The 21,074-nt window shown below is 45.6% G+C and carries 19 protein-coding genes; 6 read left to right on the plus strand and 13 right to left on the minus strand.

Annotated elements, in window-relative coordinates; genetic code table 11:
• Positions 1-287 precede the first annotated feature (287 nt).
• The 6 genes from U5K72_08025 (at position 288) to U5K72_08050 (ending at position 7,843) form a co-directional block, all read left to right on the plus strand.
• A complete protein-coding gene (locus tag U5K72_08025) occupies positions 288-458 on the plus strand; it encodes a hypothetical protein (protein ID MDZ7718746.1) in 171 nt (56 codons plus the stop codon).
• Between the two features lie 917 nt (positions 459-1,375).
• A complete protein-coding gene (locus U5K72_08030) occupies positions 1,376-1,606 on the plus strand; it encodes a DUF433 domain-containing protein (GenBank protein MDZ7718747.1) in 231 nt (76 codons plus the stop codon).
• Entirely contained in the window at positions 1,603-1,893 is a 291-nt protein-coding gene (locus U5K72_08035; protein ID MDZ7718748.1) for a DUF5615 family PIN-like protein, read from the plus strand. The genes U5K72_08030 and U5K72_08035 overlap by 4 nt, the downstream gene beginning before the upstream one ends.
• Before the next feature lie 1,098 nt (positions 1,894-2,991).
• Positions 2,992-4,251, plus strand: coding sequence for a pitrilysin family protein (locus U5K72_08040; GenBank protein MDZ7718749.1), 1,260 nt, complete (start codon positions 2,992-2,994; stop codon positions 4,249-4,251).
• Positions 4,252-5,613: 1,362 nt separating this feature from the next.
• On the plus strand, positions 5,614-7,116 hold the full coding sequence (locus U5K72_08045; GenBank protein ID MDZ7718750.1) for an asparagine--tRNA ligase: 1,503 nt from the start codon (positions 5,614-5,616) through the stop codon (positions 7,114-7,116).
• Between the two features lie 190 nt (positions 7,117-7,306).
• Positions 7,307-7,843, plus strand: coding sequence for a transposase (locus U5K72_08050; GenBank protein MDZ7718751.1), 537 nt, complete (start codon positions 7,307-7,309; stop codon positions 7,841-7,843).
• Positions 7,844-7,967: 124 nt separating this feature from the next.
• Here the strand turns inward: U5K72_08050 and U5K72_08055 are convergent, their stop codons facing one another.
• From U5K72_08055 to U5K72_08115, 13 genes are all read right to left on the minus strand, one after another.
• Positions 7,968-8,921: a nitrilase family protein gene (locus U5K72_08055; GenBank protein MDZ7718752.1), complete on the minus strand. Its 954-nt coding sequence runs from the start codon at positions 8,919-8,921 to the stop codon at positions 7,968-7,970.
• Positions 8,922-9,336: 415 nt separating this feature from the next.
• Positions 9,337-9,741 carry a dienelactone hydrolase family protein gene (locus tag U5K72_08060; GenBank protein MDZ7718753.1) on the minus strand — a complete coding sequence of 135 codons (405 nt, stop codon included), beginning with the start codon at positions 9,739-9,741 and terminating at the stop codon, positions 9,337-9,339.
• Positions 9,696-10,088 (minus strand): dienelactone hydrolase family protein, encoded by a 393-nt coding sequence (locus tag U5K72_08065; GenBank protein ID MDZ7718754.1) that lies wholly within the window; start codon positions 10,086-10,088, stop codon positions 9,696-9,698. Before U5K72_08065 ends, U5K72_08060 begins: the two co-directional genes overlap by 46 nt.
• 265 nt (positions 10,089-10,353) lie before the next feature.
• Entirely contained in the window at positions 10,354-10,494 is a 141-nt protein-coding gene (locus U5K72_08070) for a hypothetical protein (protein ID MDZ7718755.1), read from the minus strand.
• 7 nt (positions 10,495-10,501) lie between these two features.
• Positions 10,502-10,816 carry a hypothetical protein gene (locus U5K72_08075; protein MDZ7718756.1) on the minus strand — a complete coding sequence of 105 codons (315 nt, stop codon included), beginning with the start codon at positions 10,814-10,816 and terminating at the stop codon, positions 10,502-10,504.
• Positions 10,817-11,022: 206 nt separating this feature from the next.
• Complete coding sequence (locus tag U5K72_08080) at positions 11,023-11,589, minus strand: hypothetical protein (protein MDZ7718757.1); 567 nt, start codon at positions 11,587-11,589, stop codon at positions 11,023-11,025.
• 68 nt (positions 11,590-11,657) lie between these two features.
• A complete protein-coding gene (locus tag U5K72_08085) occupies positions 11,658-12,668 on the minus strand; it encodes a hypothetical protein (protein ID MDZ7718758.1) in 1,011 nt (336 codons plus the stop codon).
• 14 nt (positions 12,669-12,682) lie between these two features.
• Entirely contained in the window at positions 12,683-13,702 is a 1,020-nt protein-coding gene (locus U5K72_08090) for a PorV/PorQ family protein (protein MDZ7718759.1), read from the minus strand.
• Positions 13,703-13,975: 273 nt separating this feature from the next.
• Positions 13,976-15,013 (minus strand): hypothetical protein, encoded by a 1,038-nt coding sequence (locus U5K72_08095; GenBank protein ID MDZ7718760.1) that lies wholly within the window; start codon positions 15,011-15,013, stop codon positions 13,976-13,978.
• Positions 15,013-16,635, minus strand: a complete 1,623-nt coding sequence (locus U5K72_08100; GenBank protein ID MDZ7718761.1) for a FlgD immunoglobulin-like domain containing protein — start codon at positions 16,633-16,635, stop codon at positions 15,013-15,015. The genes U5K72_08095 and U5K72_08100 overlap by 1 nt, the downstream gene beginning before the upstream one ends.
• A gap of 469 nt (positions 16,636-17,104) precedes the next feature.
• Positions 17,105-18,445, minus strand: coding sequence for a cell division protein FtsZ (ftsZ, locus tag U5K72_08105; protein ID MDZ7718762.1), 1,341 nt, complete (start codon positions 18,443-18,445; stop codon positions 17,105-17,107).
• A gap of 273 nt (positions 18,446-18,718) precedes the next feature.
• A complete protein-coding gene (gene ftsA, locus U5K72_08110; GenBank protein MDZ7718763.1) occupies positions 18,719-19,978 on the minus strand; it encodes a cell division protein FtsA in 1,260 nt (419 codons plus the stop codon).
• A 363-nt stretch (positions 19,979-20,341) separates the two neighbouring features.
• On the minus strand, positions 20,342-21,073 hold the full coding sequence (locus U5K72_08115) for an FtsQ-type POTRA domain-containing protein (GenBank protein MDZ7718764.1): 732 nt from the start codon (positions 21,071-21,073) through the stop codon (positions 20,342-20,344).
• Position 21,074: the final 1 nt, after the last annotated feature.

The raw sequence follows: 21,074 nt of genomic DNA on the forward strand, positions 1-21,074 counted from the left end.
CACGGCTGCAAACACTTCACGGAGTTCGTGTTTTTGCCGCGGGCTATTGATAGTTCACTCCGTTGGAGTGAGGGATTGCCGGGGCAATCCTTTTTACATTGGATACCAAGACGGCGTAATAATAAATTCTGGCTGGCGCAAGCGTCCCCGCTTGTGCCCTTGGTTCTGGTTTGTGAGCACGAGCGAGGACGCTCGCGCTATCTCGAAAACGGGGAGTGTCTTGAAAAAGAAGATCCCTCACATCCGTTCGGGATGACAAGGGTGCGGGGGGATGATACGCGGCGTTTATGGTTCAACAGCAGAATATAGGTGTGAGTGACGCCGCTGCGGGTGTGGGTTGCCTAAGACGGCGTAATAATAAGTGTGGAATTTGGCAGGGTGTGTTATACGCCGTTGATTACACCCCGCTCTGTCTGTCATTCAGAGCCGACCGGCAGGGAGGCGAAGAATCTCGTTGATGAAGGGCAGAGTCTTTTTTTACGAGATTCTTCCTCGTCGGCAAAAGACGCCTCCTCGTCTGAATGACAGGGGTTGAGTTATAGATCGCGGCCACCGACAAGTGTGTCGGGACAGGCGTTTATGGTCCAGAAGTAGAACTCCATTCCGTCTTTCTACTTGTTCCGAAGGTCTCCTTCGGAACACCCGTTTGGAAGCTCTGCTTCCGCTCAACCATCCGGAGGAGTGGATTTTTGTCAGCGGGTGTGATGGATGAATAGAAGCAGGAGCTTCAGTTATGCCGTTACGAAGGGGGACCTTCGTAACGAGTAAAAAACCTGATGATCAATTTTAGGTCCATTACATTCGGCCTTGATGGGTGGAGGAGTGGCATGGGTTGCAGCACAGCACGGGAGAAATCGCTCTGCGCGCTCACCTTGTGAGCATTCGCAGAGTGTACCCGTGCGGGCAAACCATGCCCGGCAGCCATCACAGCCGAGAGGTTTTGGATACTTTTGACGGTTCAAAAGTATCAAGACAGAATTGAATAAGGTCGTTTATGTTGTTATAAGGCTTATTTTTAAATCTGGTAATCGGTAGGGAGCGGCCGCGACTGATGGATCTCCTTGATTAAAGGCAAAGTCTTTTTTTAAGAGATTCTTCCCCGTCGTCCCGAAAAGAAGGGACTCCTCGTAGAATATCATTCTGTTGTGACGATCCTTTAGAAGGCTTTGCAAAACCGTAGGTATGCGTCAATCTGAACTCGATTCAGATTCTCCATTCGTCTTTATAGCCAGTATCAGGAGATCCTGAATCAAGTTCAGGATGACGGTCATAGTTTTGCAAAGCCTTCTTTTAAAGCAACAATTTCAAGTGTTTTTAAAAGTTCTGTTTATTAGCTTATCATTAAACAAACATCATATAAACCCGGATGTCAGCTATGAAAGATTTTGACCGAATACAATATAATCCCGCAATTATGGGAGGGTTGCCGATTATCAGGGGTATGAGAGTTACAGTGGGCGCGATTGTAGGGCTTGTGGCATCTGGTTATACAACAGAACGGATTCTTGAACTTTATCCCTATCTCGAGAAAGAAGATATCACCCAGGCACTTCAATATGCGGCATGGCGATCAGATGAACTTGAACAGCCCTTAGACCCTGTATGAAGATTCTTATTGATATGAACCTTACACCTGAATGGACGAAAGTTTTTCAGGAAGAGAGAATAGAATCAGTACACTGGTCTGAGATTGGAGAACCGACTGCTACTGATAATACAATTATGAAATATGCCAGGGAGCATGATTATCTTATTTTTACTCATGACCTCGATTTTGGGGATATCCTGGCAGCAACAGAAGCCAAAGGTCCCAGTGTTATCCAGGTTCGGACTTTAAATCACGACCCCGGAATCTATTCAACATCTTTTAATTCGGGCATTGGAACGATTTAAAGAGCAAATTGAAAACGGATCGTTAATAACCATTTTGCCCGGAAGAATGAAAGTACGCATCCTGCCTTTGAAGAGGTCTGGAAAATGAATGGCTAAAGCCAGGTTTTGAGATGACGCAAGCGTCCTCGCTTGTTATCGACAGCCTTTGACACTCGTATATCCTGGATCTGTATAGCGCAAGCGTCCCCGCTTGTGCCAGGTACTGATTCAAGAAACCATGTTGTACGTTTGTTTTGCCTGCCCTCGACTTCGCTCATGATTATCAAGACAAGATCTCCCGCCTGGGGCACTCGTTTTGGCCACTCTGTCCCACGGCTGCAAACACTATCACGGAGTTCGTGTTTTTGCCGCGGGCTATCGATAGTTCACTCCGTTGGAGTGAGGGATTGCCGGGCAATGCTTTACATTGGATGCTCAAGACGGCGTAATAATATATTCTGGCTGGCGCAAGCGTCCTCGCTTGTGCCCCTGGTTCTGGTTTGTGAGCACGAGCGTGGACGCTCGCGCTATCTCGAAAACGGGGAGTGTCTTGAAAATGAGATCCCTCACGTCCGTTCGGGATGACAAGGTGGATCCTCGCGGCGTTTCAGATGGCATGATCCCATTGTCTTACGCCGTGCTGTGTTACGGTTGCTCAAGACAGTGGAATACTGTTATTGGCCAGCTCTTTCACGGCTGCAATATTGCTTCACTTGTTCCGAAGGTCTCCTTCGGAACACCCGTTTTTGGAAGCTCCGCTTCCGCTCAACCATCCGGAGGACTGGATTTTTGTTAGCGGGTGTGATGAATGAATAGAAGCAGGAGCTTCAGGGTTGCGTACCGAAGGAGACCTTCGGCACGAGTAAAGGGGGACCTTCGTAACGAGTAAACTGGCGTAGTTGTCTCATAAAACAAAGACTGGCGCAAGTGTCTCCACTTGTGCCCCTGGTACTGATTCGTGAGCACGAGCGAGGACGCTCGCGCTATCTCGTTGATTGAAGACAGTGTCTTGTTTACGAAATTCTTCCTCGTCTGAATGACAGGTATTAATAGGTTTATTATTAACCTGCCATCTTCGTATTTTCATAAAAATTTTTATTGTGATTTTAAACCAACTCTATGACATCAACATCTACAGCAGCAGGACAAGCGGTACAAAAATCAGAACTTCCCAACGGACTTAAAATTGTTACCGAGCACATTGATAGTATTAAAAGTATTTCTGCCGGAATCTGGGTAAAAACCGGGAGCCGGAATGAGAGTGACAGGCAAGCGGGGATGACTCACTTCCTGGAGCATATGTTATTTAAAGGAACGGAGAACCGGTCCTCGTTTGAGATTGCCCAAAGTATGGAGTCAGTCGGCGGATACCTGAATGCGTTTACCTCTACGGAATATACCTGCTATTACGCCCGCTGCCTCGATTCCAAACTCAAAGAAGCGCTGGATGTGCTGAGCGATATGGTCCGCCACTCCACATTTCCCGAAGAGGAGATGCAGAAGGAGAAGAATGTGGTGCTGGAAGAGATGAAGATGTACAAAGACAGTCCCGATGATTTTATCCTGGAAGAGTTCAGCAACCAGATGTTTCCAGATCATCCCATCGGCCGGCCGGTTCTGGGATTTGAGGACACAGTGGTTTCCTTCACTCGCGAGGGTTTGTTTAATTACATCGACGAACGCTATAATCCTGATAATTTACTGGTTGCCGTGGCCGGAAATGTTCAGCATGAAGAAGTGGTTCGCCTTTGTACACAACTGTTAGATATCGATTCAAACGGGGCAACGGTGAATGAACCACAACCGATTCCGCCCTATAATGTGACTCAAAATGAGCTGAGTAAACCGATTGAACAGGCCCACATGATCTTGGGCCGGCGTGCGCTGAATTACGATCATCCCGATAAATACTTGCTGCTGCTGGCCAATACTGTGTTAGGAGGAGGGATGAGTTCGCGGCTTCATCAAAATATTCGCGAAAAGTATGGCTACTGTTATTCCATCGGGCCGTTCAATCAATCCTATGTCGATTCCGGATTATTTGGCGTGTATATCGGTACGGATAGCGATTATGTGCCGCATGTCCGCGAACTGATCGTGAAAGAGTTCAGGCGTTTGCAGGAGGAAGCGATCCCGGAAAAAGAGCTCAGCGAAGCAAAAGCTCATCTGAAAGGAAAGCTGTTGTTATCACAGGAGAATACAAGCAACCGGATGACGAGGATGGCAAAAAGCGAGATCTATTTCAACCGGTATATAACACTCGATGAGCTTGTTGAAAATATCGACGCTGTGAACTCAGAAGATCTGCGAACATTCTCTGAAGAGTTTTTTGATCCGGAGATCTATTCGGAGACATTACTGGTGCCCGAGAAGAAATAGCTTATGCCAGATCCGCGAAGTCTTTTTGAGACTTCGCGGATCTATGACTTTTACTTGTCGTGATGGCGCAAGCGTCCCCGCTTGTGCCCCTGGTACTGATTCAAAAACCATGTTAACGTTTGTTTTGTCTGCCCCTCGACTTCGTTCATCATTACCAACCCACGTCCACCGTCTCGGGCACTCTTTTTGGGCATCTTTATCCCACGGCTGCAAATCGTCGCTGCGCTCTCCTATTTTTGCCGCGGGCTACTGATAGTTCACTCCTTTGGAGTGAGGGATTGCCGGGGCAATCCTTTTTTCATTGGATACCCAAGACGGCGTAATAATAAATTCTGTATGGCGCAAGCGTCCTCGCTTGTGCCCTTGGTTCTTGTTTGTGAGCACGAGCGTGGACGCTCGCGCTATCTCGAAAACGGGTACTGTCTTGAAAAATGAGATCCCTCACATCCGTTCGGGATGACAGGTGGTTGGTTTTGTTTATCGCGGCGTTTATGGTTCAACAACAGAATAACGTTTTGAGCAACGCCGCTGTGGTAATGTGTTGGCCAAGACGGCGTGGTGATAAGTGTGGAATTTGACAGGGTGGATTATACGCTGTGGATAATATCAGGCCTCGCCCTGTCTGCTCATTCAGAGCCGTATCGATCAGGGCAGGCGAAGAATCTCGTTGATGAGGGACAAAGCCTTAGTTGAGTCTGGCAGATTCGAAACAGTTCCGGTACGATCGCGGCGAGGTACGAAGAATCCATCGCTACGCCATACATGAATCTGACAGTGGGTAATGCATGGGCTCTCTGCCCCAAGGCACAAGCGGGGACGCTTGCGCCAGTAAAGAGTCAAAACGCCATCGATTCCAACCCACCGTCCCTTCATCCAGAAGGATCGGAGCGACTGTCCCGAAAGGGATGGCCAGGCCAAAGGATCGAGAAGTTACTCCGAAATTTACATTTCATAGTCTGTATATTAAATATTATCAATACTTTATATATTTTTATAAATAGAAACTGAAAAACGTGTGTAGGTCGGCCTTGAATAGTTGGCGGAAAAAGGACTACGATAGAACCGTGAGAGATCGCTTGCAGACCGGTGAGAAACGGAATAAAAGGGCTATAAGCGAGATGGACCATTGAAAGGATTCCACGGTGAACTCGTGTCCGCCGTCAACTATTCACAGCCTTGATCTTTTCGTTCCTTTGCATCAAGACAGAAGGACATGGAGCGTATAATAAGTTTAGATCATAAAAATGGGGTAACGCCAGGCCAAAGGATCTTGTTGATCACAGCAATTCTCTACAGTAAGTTGTATTTTTGAACTCTTTAAAAAGCTCCGGAAGAATTGAATTCAAAACATCAAAAGTATCTATGAAAATCACCTATATTAAGAATCTCGCCGACCATCAAGACCAAACCGTAACGCTAAAAGGCTGGATCTATAATATTCGCAGCAGCAAGGCGATCCATTTCCTGGAGGTACGAGACGGCAGCGGACTCTGTCAGTGTATCGTTTCTGCTGAGGAAGTTTCTGAGGAGGTGTTTGAAGCGGCAGGTGGATTGAAACAGGAGAGTTCACTTGAGATTACAGGAAAGGTTGTAAAAGATGACCGAAGTGTTGGGGGTTATGAACTTCATACGACAGATCTGAACGTTATTCAGATTGCAGAAAATTACCCGATTACGCCAAAAGATCACGGGGTTGAATTTTTGATGGAAAACCGTCACCTGTGGTTGAGGAGTCAGCGGCAGTGGGCGGCGATGCAGGTTCGGAACACCATCCAGTTTGCTATTCACCGGTTTTTCCAGAAGGAGGGATTTATCCAGATGGATGCACCCATTTTTACAGGAAATGCAGCCGAGGGAACAACCACCCTTTTTGAAACCGATTATTTTGATGAGAAAGCCTACCTCACACAATCGGGTCAGCTTTACGCCGAGGCGATGGCGATGGCTCACGGAAAAGTGTACACGTTTGGCCCCACATTTCGGGCTGAGAAAAGTAAAACCCGGCGTCATCTCACCGAATTCTGGATGATTGAACCGGAGATGGCCTTTTACGACCTGGCGATGAATATGGATCTGGCCGAATCGATGCTGCAATTTATTGTGAAAACGGTACTGGATGAGAACGAGCCTGAGCTTGAAATTCTTGAACGCGATACGACTTATCTTGAAAAAGCAGCGAATGAGGAGTTTATTCGAATTTCCTATTCCGATGCTGTGGATCAGTTAAAAAGTAAGGAAACGGCTGACCTTCTCGATAAAATGGAAGTGGAGCGAAAAACCGAATTGGACGCTATTCAAACAGAGGAAAAGGAGATCAAAAAGGAGCATGGGTCAGCCAAGAAGTGGCGAAAAGCACAGATCGATGAGCGCATTAAAGAGATTCATGCACGGGTGGATCAGATTGAGGAGGATTTGAGGAATATTCCCGTTTGGAAAGAATCGGCTGCAAATTTTGAGTGGGGAACCGATTTTGGCGGCAGCGATGAAACGATTTTAACCATGCAGTACGATACTCCGCTTATGATTCACCGATATCCCGCAGAAGTGAAAGCATTTTATATGAAGCGTGATCCCGAAAATGATAAACTTGCCCTGGCCCTGGACGTTCTGGCTCCTGAAGGCTACGGGGAGATCATTGGCGGAAGCGAACGGGAAGACAGCCTGGAAGTTCTGCAAGAGAGGATCGCAGAACACGATCTGCCGGAAGACCTGTTCAGCTGGTACCTCGACCTGCGAAAATTTGGATCCGTTCCACACGCCGGTTACGGACTGGGTCTGGAGAGAACCGTTGCCTGGATTTGTGGATTACAGCATGTTCGTGAAACGATTCCGTTTCCACGGATGTTGGGTCGGTTACGGCCGTAAGCTTTTTCAAGATCCGCGAAGTTTCAAAAACTTCGCGGATCTAATTTCTTTCGTGACACTTACCAGCCCTGAGTCATACTCGTTCCGAAGCTCTGCTTCGGAATGCCAAATGGAAGCTCCTGCTTCCGTAATCCCTAAGATTCTGTAAGGTTTCCACGAAACTGAGTTCATACTATAAAGAACTCATATTATGAGCAGAAGCCGCTACAAAATTTACGAAACAGAATACCCCTACTTTCTTACGAGCAGTATAATTGACGGTATTCCACTGTTTTCCATTCCCGAAATCGCAGAATTGATACTTGATGGGTTCCAATTTCTTCAAGAATCAAGAGATGTTGATTTATATGCTTACGTGATCATGGAGAATCATATCCACTTTATTGCAAGCAATGATGATTTACCAAAAAAGTTAAAAAACTTTAAGTCATTTGCAGCCAGACGAATTATAGATTTTCTTGAAAATGGAAACTATTATCAGTTGCTAAAATCTATAAAGCGAGCAAAGTTACAGCACAAAAATCAGAGTAAATACCAGGTTTGGCAGGAGGGTTTTCATCCGAAACAGATAATTACTGCTGATATGATGGTGCAAAAAATAGAGTACATTCATAACAATCCAGTGAATCGAGGATATGTGGATCTGCCTGAACACTGGAGATATTCATCAGCGCGGAATTATTTAGAACTGGAGAGTTTGATAGCTGTTACGTTGTACGAAGAGTGAATGGAAGCGGAGCTTCGGATTGGCGTGCCGAAGGAGGACCTTCGGCACGAGTAAAAAAATCATTAGAGTTTCAAAAAAGTAAAGATCCGCGAAGTTTTTGAAACTTCGCGGATCTACTCAAGATTCATTCATTATCATCCTTCATCCACGCAGGCTGAATCTCTGATTCATGATCGGCTCCCAAGATCTCCCGGAACAGCTCCGGTTTTCGGGCATTTCTGTATCGATACCCGCCGGCGAGTTTTAGTTTGTCTGATGTGATGGTTGCCGTGGTCACTTCATCATCAAACGATTTGATTTCCGTTACCACATCACCATAGGGATCAAGAATCAGGGAATTTCCGTTTTTCAGATGTTCGCCATCATACCCAATCGGATTGGTGAAAGCGTAGTAAACACCATTGTCGAATGCGCGTGCAGGCAGCCAGCGCATCAGCCAGCCCATTCCTTTAGGGCCGTCGAACTCCATTCGAAGCGGAACAGGGTCCAAATGTCGATTTTCCCAGAGCTCATCATCCACATACCCGCGTCCGGGCATGGATGAGGGCGTACACATGGTAACATGCGGGGCAAACATGACCTCAGCGCCAAGTAAGGTTGTGGCTCGTACGTTCTCAATAACGTTATTGTCGTAGCAGATCAGGATTCCGCATCTCCAGTTGTTCCACTCAAAAACCGTGTACTCTTCTCCGGCCGACAGATATTCACTGATAAACGGGTGAATTTTTCGATGTTTCCCCAACACACCGGATTCATCCACACAGATGTAGGAGTTGTAATATTTGTCGCCCTCTTTTTCAACGAGTCCGGCAAGAATTGGGATATCAAATTTTTTGGAGAGGCGAATAAGCTCCTCCGTGCTTTTGCCATTGGGAATTTCTTCAGAAAGATCATCGAGTTCTTGTTTGCTTAAATCCTTCAGATGGGTGTATGCGGTAATGCAAAGCTCATGAAAACTAACAATATCCGCTTCCTGATTTTTTGCTTTTTCGGTTAGTTTCTCAATGACTGAAAGATTGTACTCTTTATCTCCATCTTTCGGTTGAAACTGGGCTACGGCGATGTTTAATGTGCGCATTGTGTGAATTGTAGCTATTTGATGATTTCAGGTGTTAAACAAAATATAAAAATTAACCGCAGTGTACGCGGAGGTTTAGGTAATTTAAGCCTTGGTTATTAGATCCGCGAAGTTTCAAAAACTTCGCGGATCTTTCCATGCGATAATCAAAATAACGCAAGTGTCCATGGTCAACGAAGCCTTTGGCGTAGTAGACTCGTTTGTGCTCGTCAGTACTGCTCAAAAGTGACGGACAAGCTGTCCGTCGTACTCCCGCCTGGCGCAAGTGTTAAGCGAAGCGTCACTTGTGCCCCTCGTCCTTTGCAAAAAAAACTTGGCACAAGTGACATCCTTGGATTACTCGAAATAGCGCAAGTGCCCCTCTTGTGCTCGTCAGTACAGTTTAAAAGTGACGGACAAGCTGTCCGTCGTACATTTAGTCAATCTCGGAAAGCAACCCCTTCAACCGTTTCCAGGCTGCATCTCGGGCGGCTTTGGATGCTTCATCGGCATTGGGGTCGTCACCGGCTCGCATGAATGCATGGCCGGCACCTTCGTAAATTTCATACTCATACGTTTTTCCATACTCATTCATCATCTTCTCGATGGCCGGAATTCCGGAGTTAATCCGCTGATCGTTCTCACCATAAAATCCATAAACCGGTGCACTGATTTGCTGGACGGCTTCGGGATCATCAGGTGCAGATCCGTAGAAAACCATAAAGGCTTCGGGCTGATCGCTGTTCGTAGCATAACGAAAGGTTTGAGATCCGCCCCAGCAGAATCCGGCCACAACTACCGTTCCGGTTGAAGCGGGTACGTTGCTGATATATTCCCGCACGGCATGAAGATCTTGTGTGATCTGTTCAGGGATGAGGTGTGTAAAGGGCGTCTCTGGCGGCATCGGAAGATAGGAAAATCAGTGGTGCGTTCATATTCATCACTAAAACCGGAAAGAAGATCGGGAGCAATGGCAATATAGCCAGCCTTGGCAACTTGATCGGTAAAACTTCTGGCCCAATCATTCAGCCCGCGATTTTCGTGGATGACAATCACAGCAGGCGTCTCTTCATTGGTTTCGGGATAGGCTACAAAACTGTGAACGGTGCGTCCATCGTATTCAACATCCACCCACTCGTGATGACGCGGAGAGTTTTCGAGTTGTTCCATGGCATAATCTTGTGCCATCAGCCCGGATGTGATGAGAAAACTTGATCAAAGTCAGAAGATAGTAGGGATGACTTTTCGAGTAAGACGTAGGGGAGGATTACGAGCTGTAAGCATGGATCTGACATGTACATACTAAAAGCGACATTCTATGATTAATCATTCCCGCGGAAAGCATCAAGCCTGTTTACAATCTTTAAGGAGTAAAGCTATGGTACATTCAAATACCAGGAGTCATTGTTATTTGATAGTCGGAATCTGCCATTCCCCACCTACTCCCCAGATTTTATTCTTGAAAACAGCATTCGGCATGTCCACTGCGCCCAAAGAAAGGAGGTGCCTGTTCCCAGTTGATCCCATCACTGCTGTACCAGATCTCACCGATGGCACCACCTTCATCGCCTATAAATCCGCCGATAACCCACATTTTATCATCAAAGACAACGCAATCGAAACTCCAAAATATCAAACCCGGTTCCTATATCATCAGTAGCCATGGTCCAGTCAATTCCATTTTCACTGTACCATACATCGTTAAAATGAATGTCTTCTCCGTCAGTTCTTTGCAAGCCACCGATGACCCATATTTTGTTATCAAAAACTACACTTTTATGGCCGACCCGCGGTTCAAAACCAGCATCATCCGTAGCTTGTGTCCATTGAACACCATCTGTGCTATACCAGACATCATTTACAGTTGTACTTCTGATTCTAAATCCTGATGGATCACGTGCCCGCCAATCACCCACATTTTGTCATCAAAAACTACACTTGAGTGATCATTACGTCTTCCAAGAGGAGTATTCTCAGCAGCTTCTACCCAATGACTCCCATCTTCGGTGTACCAAATATCTTTAAAAAATCTACCCACAACGGTTCCCCGCCAATCAGCCACATTTTATCGTCGTAAACGAAGGCTGGTATGTTGCTACTCGTGGTGGGAACTCAGCTTCGTTCAGTCGCTAATTCCCAATTCAATGCCGTCTTCACTATACCACACATCTTTTTTTCCAAATCGATGCTGTAGGCCACCAAACATCCATAATTTACCCTTAAAAACTACCAGGGAATGTTCCTGTCGTAAAAGCATTCCCATATTTTCATTTGCAATCAGACCACTCCCTTCAGTAAATGTAAATGAAAAGATCTCTCTGCTCTTGGTTTTTTCACCTGAATCCCGGCTGGCGATGACTTGCCAGTAGTAGGTTGAGCCCGGCTCATAATCTATATCAGGTGTGTATTCAGGTCTCTCAAGACCGCGTGCTACTACGTTTGTTGGTGGATTGTTTTTGTTCAACCGAACTTCATAGGTAATATCGGTATCGGCGGGATCTTCTGTTTCATGCCAGGAAAGCTGAGGTCGTGCATAAATAACGGTCGATCCGTTTTGAGGTGCAATTAATGAAAAATCACCCGGGGGAATATTTTCTTCATCAGGATCAACCGGGGAGTCCGACCCACAGGAAATAAAGAGGGCCGAAAACAGAACAAGAATTAAAGAGAGAAATTTATAATCACTCATGATGATAAGAGATGTGTTATGATCTGTTCTCTATATTAAAATTAATTCCTCAAAAAAAAATGCACAGTTTATAACTCCTGAATAATATTTTTCAACTCCTCTTGAGATTTAAAAAATTTCAAATTCTCACCCTCTTGTTCCTTCAGACATCCCTTTTTGGGGAGAATTATCGTTTTATCATAGCTTTTGGCAAGTGGAACTCCACCGGACGTCAAGACCTCCCTGTAATTGAATACGAGATAATCTGCGGCATTCATAAACTCCGGGACATGGGTTTCTTTAATGAACTGAGGTATTAAGATAACGTTATCCATGTTTTGGGTTGTTTTGCGGATCTTCTTGTAATAGGCCAACTGTCCTTTCTTTACCGGCCCGACTACAAGCAGTTTTTTATGATAGGGTTCCTCTTTAAAGATGTTGCAAACGTTATGGATCTGCTTGTAAGGGCTGATATGTCCAAACATCAAAAAAAGGCGATCCTGAATTTTGATCTGAACGTCGTAGCGGTGATTAATTGCTTCAATGGCAGCTGCCCGCGGCATCAATTGCGGGGGGAATCCGGGGTGAGGCCATATACGAAATTTTTTAGGTGAAACATTAAAGTAGATTGACAGATCGGGGATGACAGATTCGCACTCAACCACAAGCCGATCAGCTTTTTTTGCCAGCCATCGCCGGGCTTTTATATGCAGCCATTCGTTCGAACAGTCCGGTGGAATTTTGTTGTGGAGAGACCAAACCAGTTTACCACCTAATAAAAGATAGATCTGAATACAAAAGAGTTTAAAAAGATACCCGAAGATCGATCCAAAACCTGAAAATTGAATCCAGTGATAGTGAAGAATAGAGTCGTGTTTAATTAGTTGGTGAAGAATAAATTTTAGATGCCCGGCTGTGCTGACATCAAATATTATATAATCGGAAGAATCGAGTAGTTTTTTATAGAACAGGTAGAGGTAATCCGATTTCTTGTGGGTGTACCGAATCCGGGGGGCTACAAAGAGTGTAACCGGTTTGGATTGGCTGATGAGCCCCTCATAGAGTTCTTCCACTGCTTCCAGTTTTTTGTTGTAATTCATAGCCGACCCGACAATCAGAAATAATATTGAACTCCAAAGGAATGGACGGTGCCAAATCCTGTAGAAAAGGGTACCAGAGCATAATTAACACGAACCGATTCAATTTCAAGCCCCATCCCAACACTGTATGGACGCTCTGTTGGCCCCCACCGGTAACCACCTTGTATAAATAAAAGATCTCCTATATTCAGATCCATTGCAAGAGTAAAATATCCGTTATTTTCATTACTTCCGGTAAAATCACCACCGGAACTCTCCTGAATGGGCTGGTGCCAGTCGGCGATCAGATTCACCAAAACAGGCAGATCATTTTGACCGGGACTGTTAAACTGAATTAAACTTGCAGATAAACCGGCATTAAATGAAGAGGGCAGAGGCGTTGATTCTGCATCCAGGCTTTCCATTTTACCAATGTTTTTGACTGCGGCTGCCGTCCGGATTTTATCATCCAAAAAACTTGTGGTGATTCCCGCATTAAACGCATAACCAGATGCCCGAAACTGGAACACCTCTTCTCTTAAATATTGGCCGGTTACACCAATGGAGAATGGACCGATTTTTTGTGCAATAGCTCCGGAAAGAGATAAGTATCGTATGGAGAAATTTCCAGCGGAGGGTCCGGGTTGATCTCTTGCTTCAAAACCATCACTCCCGGATGAGTAAACACCAAATGCGTAAGCGCGGTTATCTTTAACAAGGTTCAACGCTGCAAACTGATTGTTGACATTGGCAATCCAAAGAGTGTAGCTGACATCGAGGCTTGATTGTTCATCCAAAACCAGCAACGAGGGATTGGAGTAGATTGCAGATGCCCCGGTTGCTGAAGCAGTGGTTGCCTCAGACATAGAAAGCATGCGGGAGGAGGGGCCGATGTTCAGAAAATCGAGTCCGCTGCCGGTATCCTGGGCATTGGTTATCGGGACTAAAAAGAGTGTAGTGAATATTAGGAGAATTAAGATTGATAGTTTTGTGCGTTGTGAAAGAAAGTACCTGGTTAAGGATCTGACAGACGAAAAATGACCATCATTTGGCAAAGAGCGTTGTTTCGCCCTCACCCCTTAGCCCCTCCCCCGCGGGAGAGGGGTAACGAAGGGACTTTGGAGGGAGAGAGCGAAACGATGAATGGTCTGAGACCAGAAATTTTTTAATACTAAACAGATACAAAGGAAATCTTCTTAAAGAGTGAAAGAGCACGTATAGGAGTCTCGTCATTCCGGCCCCCGAGCCGGAATCCCCAATCTTATATAACGCAAGGAGATTCCGGGTCAAGCCCGGAATGACAGTTACTTTATACTTCATCGATTCAATCATAAATTCAGCCTGATTGCAAACACGTGCATGGTTGAAAGTCCCGAGGGCTCCCTAACAAATGCATAATCGATAGAGGGTGCCAGCGTATCATAGGGTAAATGTATGGAAAATCCGGCAGCAGGTTGGAGGTCATTTTCTTCGCCCAAATTGTTAAGCTGCATTCCGGCTCGAAGCGTAAAGCGTTCATGCAGATGGTAACTCGTTCCTGTTCTGATAAAATGACTGGATGAAGTTTTTTCTGTTCGGTTGACCGATTGACTTTGTTCACCCTCTGTTTCCAGTGTATCAAAGGAGTGCCGCCGGTTTTCAAAATCAAAACTGATCAGCCATTGACCGGTCATTTGATAAGAGATTCCCCCGATGATTCGAAGAGGGAAAAATTGTTGGTTGTCAGAAGCATCGGTTCCGTAAAGATCTGATGTATTGAACCGGTAGGATGCCAGCAAATCCTGAACGGTGATTCCAATATTTATTTTTGGTTTGGGTTTTATGAGAATACCCAAATCAACTCCTAAGCCTGATGTTGTAGGCAATTCGGGATGATATCGGGCGAGGTTATACTTAAACCCAATTCCCGCCCGGAATGAATCAGAAAATCGAAGTCCAAAATTTCCTGTGAGCTGAAATTCGTTTGTGGAAAGATTTTCGGTATGATATCCGCTTAAATCCCGCCCGTCGATATTTCCAACACGGCTGTGCAACAGGCTGACTGAAAGACCGGCGGATGGAGGGAGTTGAAAATGTGAATGTACCATATTAAGCCGGCGGTCAAACGGGAGAATGGCGGTGCCGGCGTCAACCTGAATGAGATCAGATTCTATGGCAGCGAATGCAGGATTATAGTAACCATAACTTCCTTCACTGGTGACCGATGTCATCGCATTTCCCATTCCCATTCCGCGAGGTGAAAAACCAATTCTTGAAAATGAACCGGCAAATCCACCACTATTGTTTTGTGCATTCAGATTTAAGATCAGCCCTGAAAACAGGAGGATTACCATAGAAATAAGTGATATGGATTTCAATCTTTTCATCAATCAAGCAGGAGAATTTTGCCGTTCATAAATCCATTGGATGTTTCGATGGAGTAGAAATAGGTGCCGTTGGAGGCTATTCTTCCTGTTTCGGTTTGCCCGTTCCAGGTTGTTTCATACGCTCCGGATGATGAAACGGCCGGAACCCGAATTGTTTTGACCGGGTTCATTCCAAAATCAAAAATGCGAATAGTTGCAGGGCCGGGCTCTTCCATCTCATATTTAATGCGGATCAGTGAATGCTGTGTCGGCGAGAAGGGATTTGGATAGGCATAGGTATTTACATTTGGTGCATCCGGTTGATATCGATTTCCGCCGGAGAGTGGAACTTCAACCCGAAGAATTCTCCATGATTCTCCACCGTCAGATGTGGAGGCAATTCCGTCCGATGTTCCCACCCATAGATTATCTTCCGTGGAAGCGACGGCAAAATATCGGGCATCCGGTTTGATGAACGTATTGGGACTCGAGATTTGTGATATGCGTTCCCAGTTCTCACCATCATCATTCGAAATATACAATCCGTTATCTGCTGCTATATAAATATTGCCATCAAAAAAACCGATGTCATTGGCCCGAACGCCTTCCAGGAATGGGTGAAAAGTTTCTCCCTGGTCATCTGTATAAATCACGCCATATGCATCACGGTTTTCGGAATCGGTGATCCAGTTTGTCATCCAGATTCGGTCTGTATCCGGTTGTTGGCGAATTGTAATGATCCAGTTTGACAGGAGACCACCCGATATGTCGGGATTCCACGAAATGTGCTTCCACCTGATCTGATCGACTGGGGCCGTCAATGCATTTTCCGAGATGTTAATACCTGCTGCCGTTCCCACCCAAACCCGCTGTTGATCGTCAATTAACAGGCCAAAACCGAGTAGGTTATTATCAAACCGGGGATCGTATCGATTAATAATTTCATCCCCGGTTGTTACTGATACCCAACCATATGATTCTCCCGGATTGAGATTTGATACATTCGATGGCGGCAAGATAATTCGTTCCCAGGTTTGGCCGTTATCCCGGCTTCGCAAAACCCCGGATGCCCAGTTCGTTGAGAATAGCGTCTGGTCGTGAAAATCCACCTCGTAGGGCGGGGATTGTTCGGGAACGGTGATGCGAGTTCGGATGTAGGTTTCATCTCCGTATTGGAATTCAATATCGCAGGGCGGTCCTATTGAAGCGGCATCACAAGATTCGTCGGCACGATCATCCAAAGGAAATGAGATGAACGACCAATCACCACCTGAATTATTTGATTGATAATACCCCTGGGCTGCATTTACAGTTGAACCTCCCCGGGTTGAGGTAAATCCCAATCCGGCAAAAATTCTGGTTTCATGAACTTCTAAAGAGAAAACTCGTCCGCGTCCGTTAAATACGCTGTCGGCATTAGTGGGCACAAATATCTCCCCGGTCAATTCATTAAAGGCGTTCAGTCCCGGGCCGATCCACACCGTTTGGCCGCTGGCTTCAAGTGTTGAGTTTGAGTTTTGGCGAATGGTTAAAAACCGGTCTTCGGCAGGGCCATATGTTTGACCAAATAGAACAGAAGGTGAGACGAAGATGCAGAGGCAAATCAAATAGACATTGAAATAAATATAAGTTCCGTTCTGCATTACAAAAAAGTAGGAGTGTGGGGTGTTGAAATCAAATAATTTAAAAAGAGTGTGAACAATTATCGGGTTGTAAGTCTATAACAGAAAATCTATAAGTATTCATTTTAAATATTGGGTTGATATGCAAGCCCGGAGCCGGAAACGGTTTCGGGTTTTTTATTTTGGAGTGAGAAGTGAAAACGCAAAAGGCAAAAGTTTTCGGCTGACGATTGTTTCTTTCGTCTGCTGAATTAACGGCAATGACTGAGATGTCAATAACCTGAATCTGATGTACTTTTCACTTTTGCGTTTTGCCTTTTCACTTCTTACAAATAATTATCTTTCCTCAAAATTAATTCTCTACCTTACAGAAAAGAAAAAAGCCTCCGGTCAAAGAGGCCCTTTTTTGATTTAGCAATCTATAGAGTGGGCACAGTGTGCCCATCCTTTTTTATAAAGCAATCATAACATCATGGAATACATCGCGTTGTTAGTCCATGATTTTTCGGAGGAATGCAGGCTGTTCGCTATCCCGTTTGTCGATTCGTTCAGATCTGTCATTCAGTCCTGATGAATCGTCGTTACTGGCTTTGCGTTGTTCCTGCTTAGGTTCTGTTAACTCTTCATCTGCTTCCTTATCATCGTTTGTTCGAATATGCTTTAGACTTCTGCGATGAATGGCTGGTGAATCCAGGTTCTTCAGGTTTTTCTCACCTTTATAGAAGTTGTCATCCAGCGGCCGTCTTTTTTGAGCAATTTCACTTGCCTTGGGCAGCATGTTCGATGGTTTCTTTTTGCTTACCGAATCATTTTTGCTGGATGAAGAAGATTGAGATTGTGATTTAACACTGTTCTCTTCAAACTCAAAACCGGTGGCTATAACGGTTACCCGCAGCTGATCCTCGAACGACTCATCCAAAACACTACCGAGAATAATCTCTGCATCTTCTCCGGCTTCCTGCTGGATGATTCGTGTAGCTGTTGTGGTTTCCTGAATACCAAGATTCGATCCGGACGAGATATTTACCAGAACATTTCGTGCTCCGCGAATACTCACTCCGTCAAGCAGGGGAGAGTTGATCGCTTCGCGGGCGGCTATTTCTGCCCGGTCAGGTCCGCTTGCAGTAGCCGATCCCATAATTGCAGCCCCCCCGTCAATCATCGTAGTGCGCACATCCGCAAAGTCCAGGTTGATCAGTCCCGGCATCAGAATCAAATCAGAAATTCCACGGGTTGCGTTGTATAACACCTGGTTGGCATTATCAAACGCTTCAACGAGGGTTGTGTTTTCATCGGCAATATCCAGTAATCGTTCATTGGGAATCACAATTACGGTATCGCAGTTTTTCTTCAGCTCGGCAATACCTTCCACGGCATATTTCATCCGTACTTTTCCTTCAACAAGGAAGGGAGTGGTTACAATACCGACTGTTAAAATTCCTTTTCGTTTGGCAATTCCGGCCACAACGGGAGCTCCGCCTGTTCCGGTTCCGCCGCCCATTCCTGCCGTGATGAAAATCATATCGGCATTATCAACGGCTTCATCCAGTTCATGGCGATTTTCCTCAACAGCCTCGCGGCCAATTTCGGGTCTTGCTCCGGCTCCTAATCCAGATGTCAGATTGGCTCCAACCTGGATGGAGATATCGGCATCATTATTCTTAAGTGCCTGCGCGTCTGTATTCAGTGCAATGTACTCCACACTGTCTAATCCTTTTTTGATCATGTTGTTGATGGCATTACCACCGCCACCGCCAACACCGATCACTTTGATCTTCGCATTATCCTGACCCTTCTCGTCAAAACTAAAGCGTGAGGTTATGTATTCCATAGTTAACTCCGTTTATGATTGCTATCTGTAATGATTATTTATTGCTTCTTTCTTGTTTGTTTTTTTGAACTGTAAGGGCAATTCATCTGTTCAGCGACCTGACAGAGTGCGATTGCTCCTGTCAGAGTCGCGAGCAGCTGCTGCGAAATGAATTTGCTTTTGACTAACAACTCTGACAGGATCCCGACAAGCCTGTCGGGAGCTTTGTCAGGTTGTTTAATTCGATCCGCTAAACAGCTATATGAATTATTCTTACACATCTGTTTTTGATTGCTAAAGTTCTTTAAACCAACTTTTCATCCGTTCGGTAATACTGTTCATCACCTTCTCCACTCCGGTTCCTTTTGATGATGACGGAACCATTTCGTTCTCCACACCTTCTGCTTTCAGCGCGTGTAGTACTAATCCCACACTGGTTGCATAGATGGGGCTGTTTACTTCTTCGATCAGTCCGCCGGCTAACCCGAGTGGACGTCCAATTTTGGAATCCATTCCGAGCACTTCATTGGCTAACGGACAGATATTCTTGATGAGTGATCCGCCCCCGGTGACCACAATTCCTGCACTTAAGGAATCGGCATAACCGCTGCGTTTCACTTCGATCGCTACGATCTCCAGGATCTCTTCCATTCTGGCCTGGATGATTTTTGCCAAAATACTTTTTGTAATCTCCTTGGGCGGCCGGCCCGCAATTCCGGGAATGGTGATCGACTCGTCATCTTCAATCAGATCTACAAAACACTCGCCGTGCTGGTGCTTCAATTTTTGAGCCTGGTCATCCAATACACTCAAACCGATTTTGATATCGTCAGTCACTTTCTTCCCGGCAATGGCGATCACTGCGGTGTGACGAATGGTATTCTCCTGGAACACAGCGAGATCCGTTGTACCGCCTCCGATATCAACCAAAACCACACCAGCCTCTTTCTCTTCATCATCCAAAACTGCATAGGAGGAGGCGAGAGGTTCGAGGATGATATCCGCAACCTGGTAACCGGCGCGCTCCACACATCGGTAGAGGTTTTTCGCTGCCGAAACCAGGCCTGTGATAATGTGCACTTCGGCTTCCATTCGCATCCCGCTCATGCCAACCGGATCGCTGATTCCGTCCTGGCCATCCACCACAAACTCCTGTGGAATGACATGTAAAATCTGTTGATCGGGCGGAAGCATAATCTGCTGGCAATCCTTCAAAATCCGCTCCACATCCTGCACGGTAATCTCTTTGTCTTTATTGTTGATGGTAATGACACCCTTGCTGCGAATACTCCGGATATGATCGCCGGCAATTCCTACATTCACGGAATTTACCTCAATCCCCGAAGCGAGTTCGGCCTGTTCAATGGCTGTTTTTATGGCATTTACCGTCTTGTCGATATTTACCACAACCCCACGGTTTAATCCTTCACTGGGAGCTTTACCAACGCCCAGGATGTGGATTCGATCCTGTGCATTGATCGATGCCACTACAGCACAAACTTTGGTCGTGCCGATGTCGAGTCCTACAACAATTCGTTCATTTTCCTGTTCCATATGCGATCCTGATCTGTTTTTGATTGCTAAACTTTTTTGATAATGTGAGTTCGATTTAAATTTTTTTGGGTTAAGATTCCGAACGTTCTTACTGTCGTCCTGAGTTTGGTACGTGTTTGTGGTTTGAGTCAAACAACCTGACAGAGCGCCGTGCTTTTCGGTTCCTGTCAGAGTTGTGGTATAAGGGCAATTCAATTCGAAAACCGTCCCATGCGACTCTGGCAGGAGCTATCGCACTCTGCCAGGTCGCTAAACACAAACTTAACTCAGGATCTCCGTCCGAAATTGAAGTCTGGAGATTCTGAATCGAGTTCAGAATGACCTTTTTAGAATCTATGTCTGTAATGTCCAATTCACGTTGATTTAAGAATTTCGTGTTATAATTTGATCTTCAAAGCGAAGGTCGATGCGGGTGAACGCACCGATTCCTTTTTTGGATACTACGTTGGTATAAAAAGCTTCCCAGTTTTCTATTTTTTCCCGGAACTGGTCCCGGCCAAATAACAATTTCACTCCGTTCTCATAAGTGAGGGCGACTACACCTTCACTGTCATTCCAGGAGACTTCACTGATGGTGATCCAGCCGAGTTCATTTTCCTGTGCTGCGATCAAAAATTCTTCAACTTGTTGGTATTGATCAGACTTCAAGGTGTCACTCAAAGACCGAGCTGAAAATCCATAAACCAGCGGTACGTCTTTTACTTTTTCCGGGATGATGGGAAGTTTGAATCCGCCTTCTGCCACATAGACTCGTCGGTTTCCATCCACCAGTATGGCAAACGGTTCTCGTTCAGTAATCTTAAATGTCAGAGTCCCAAGCATACCCATATTTACTGTGGCGTCTTTCACATAAGGCAGTGTTTTCAACTCCATGAAAAGACTGTCTAAAGAGACACTGTCTGCCAGCATACCTACCGGTGATGTCAGAGCCTGCTCCAGGGATTCAGTTTCCGTAAAGTGATTTCCCTCAAATTCCACGGCATCAATCCGTGTATTTTTTTCGAGGTAAAGTCCGCCAAAAACAGCACCTGTCAGTAGTACGACCGACAGCAGAATCCAGACGGCATTTTTCAGTTTATTTGATCTCTTCGCCATC

This window comes from Balneolaceae bacterium (genome assembly GCA_034521495.1).
Classification (GTDB): domain Bacteria; phylum Bacteroidota; class Rhodothermia; order Balneolales; family Balneolaceae; genus Rhodohalobacter.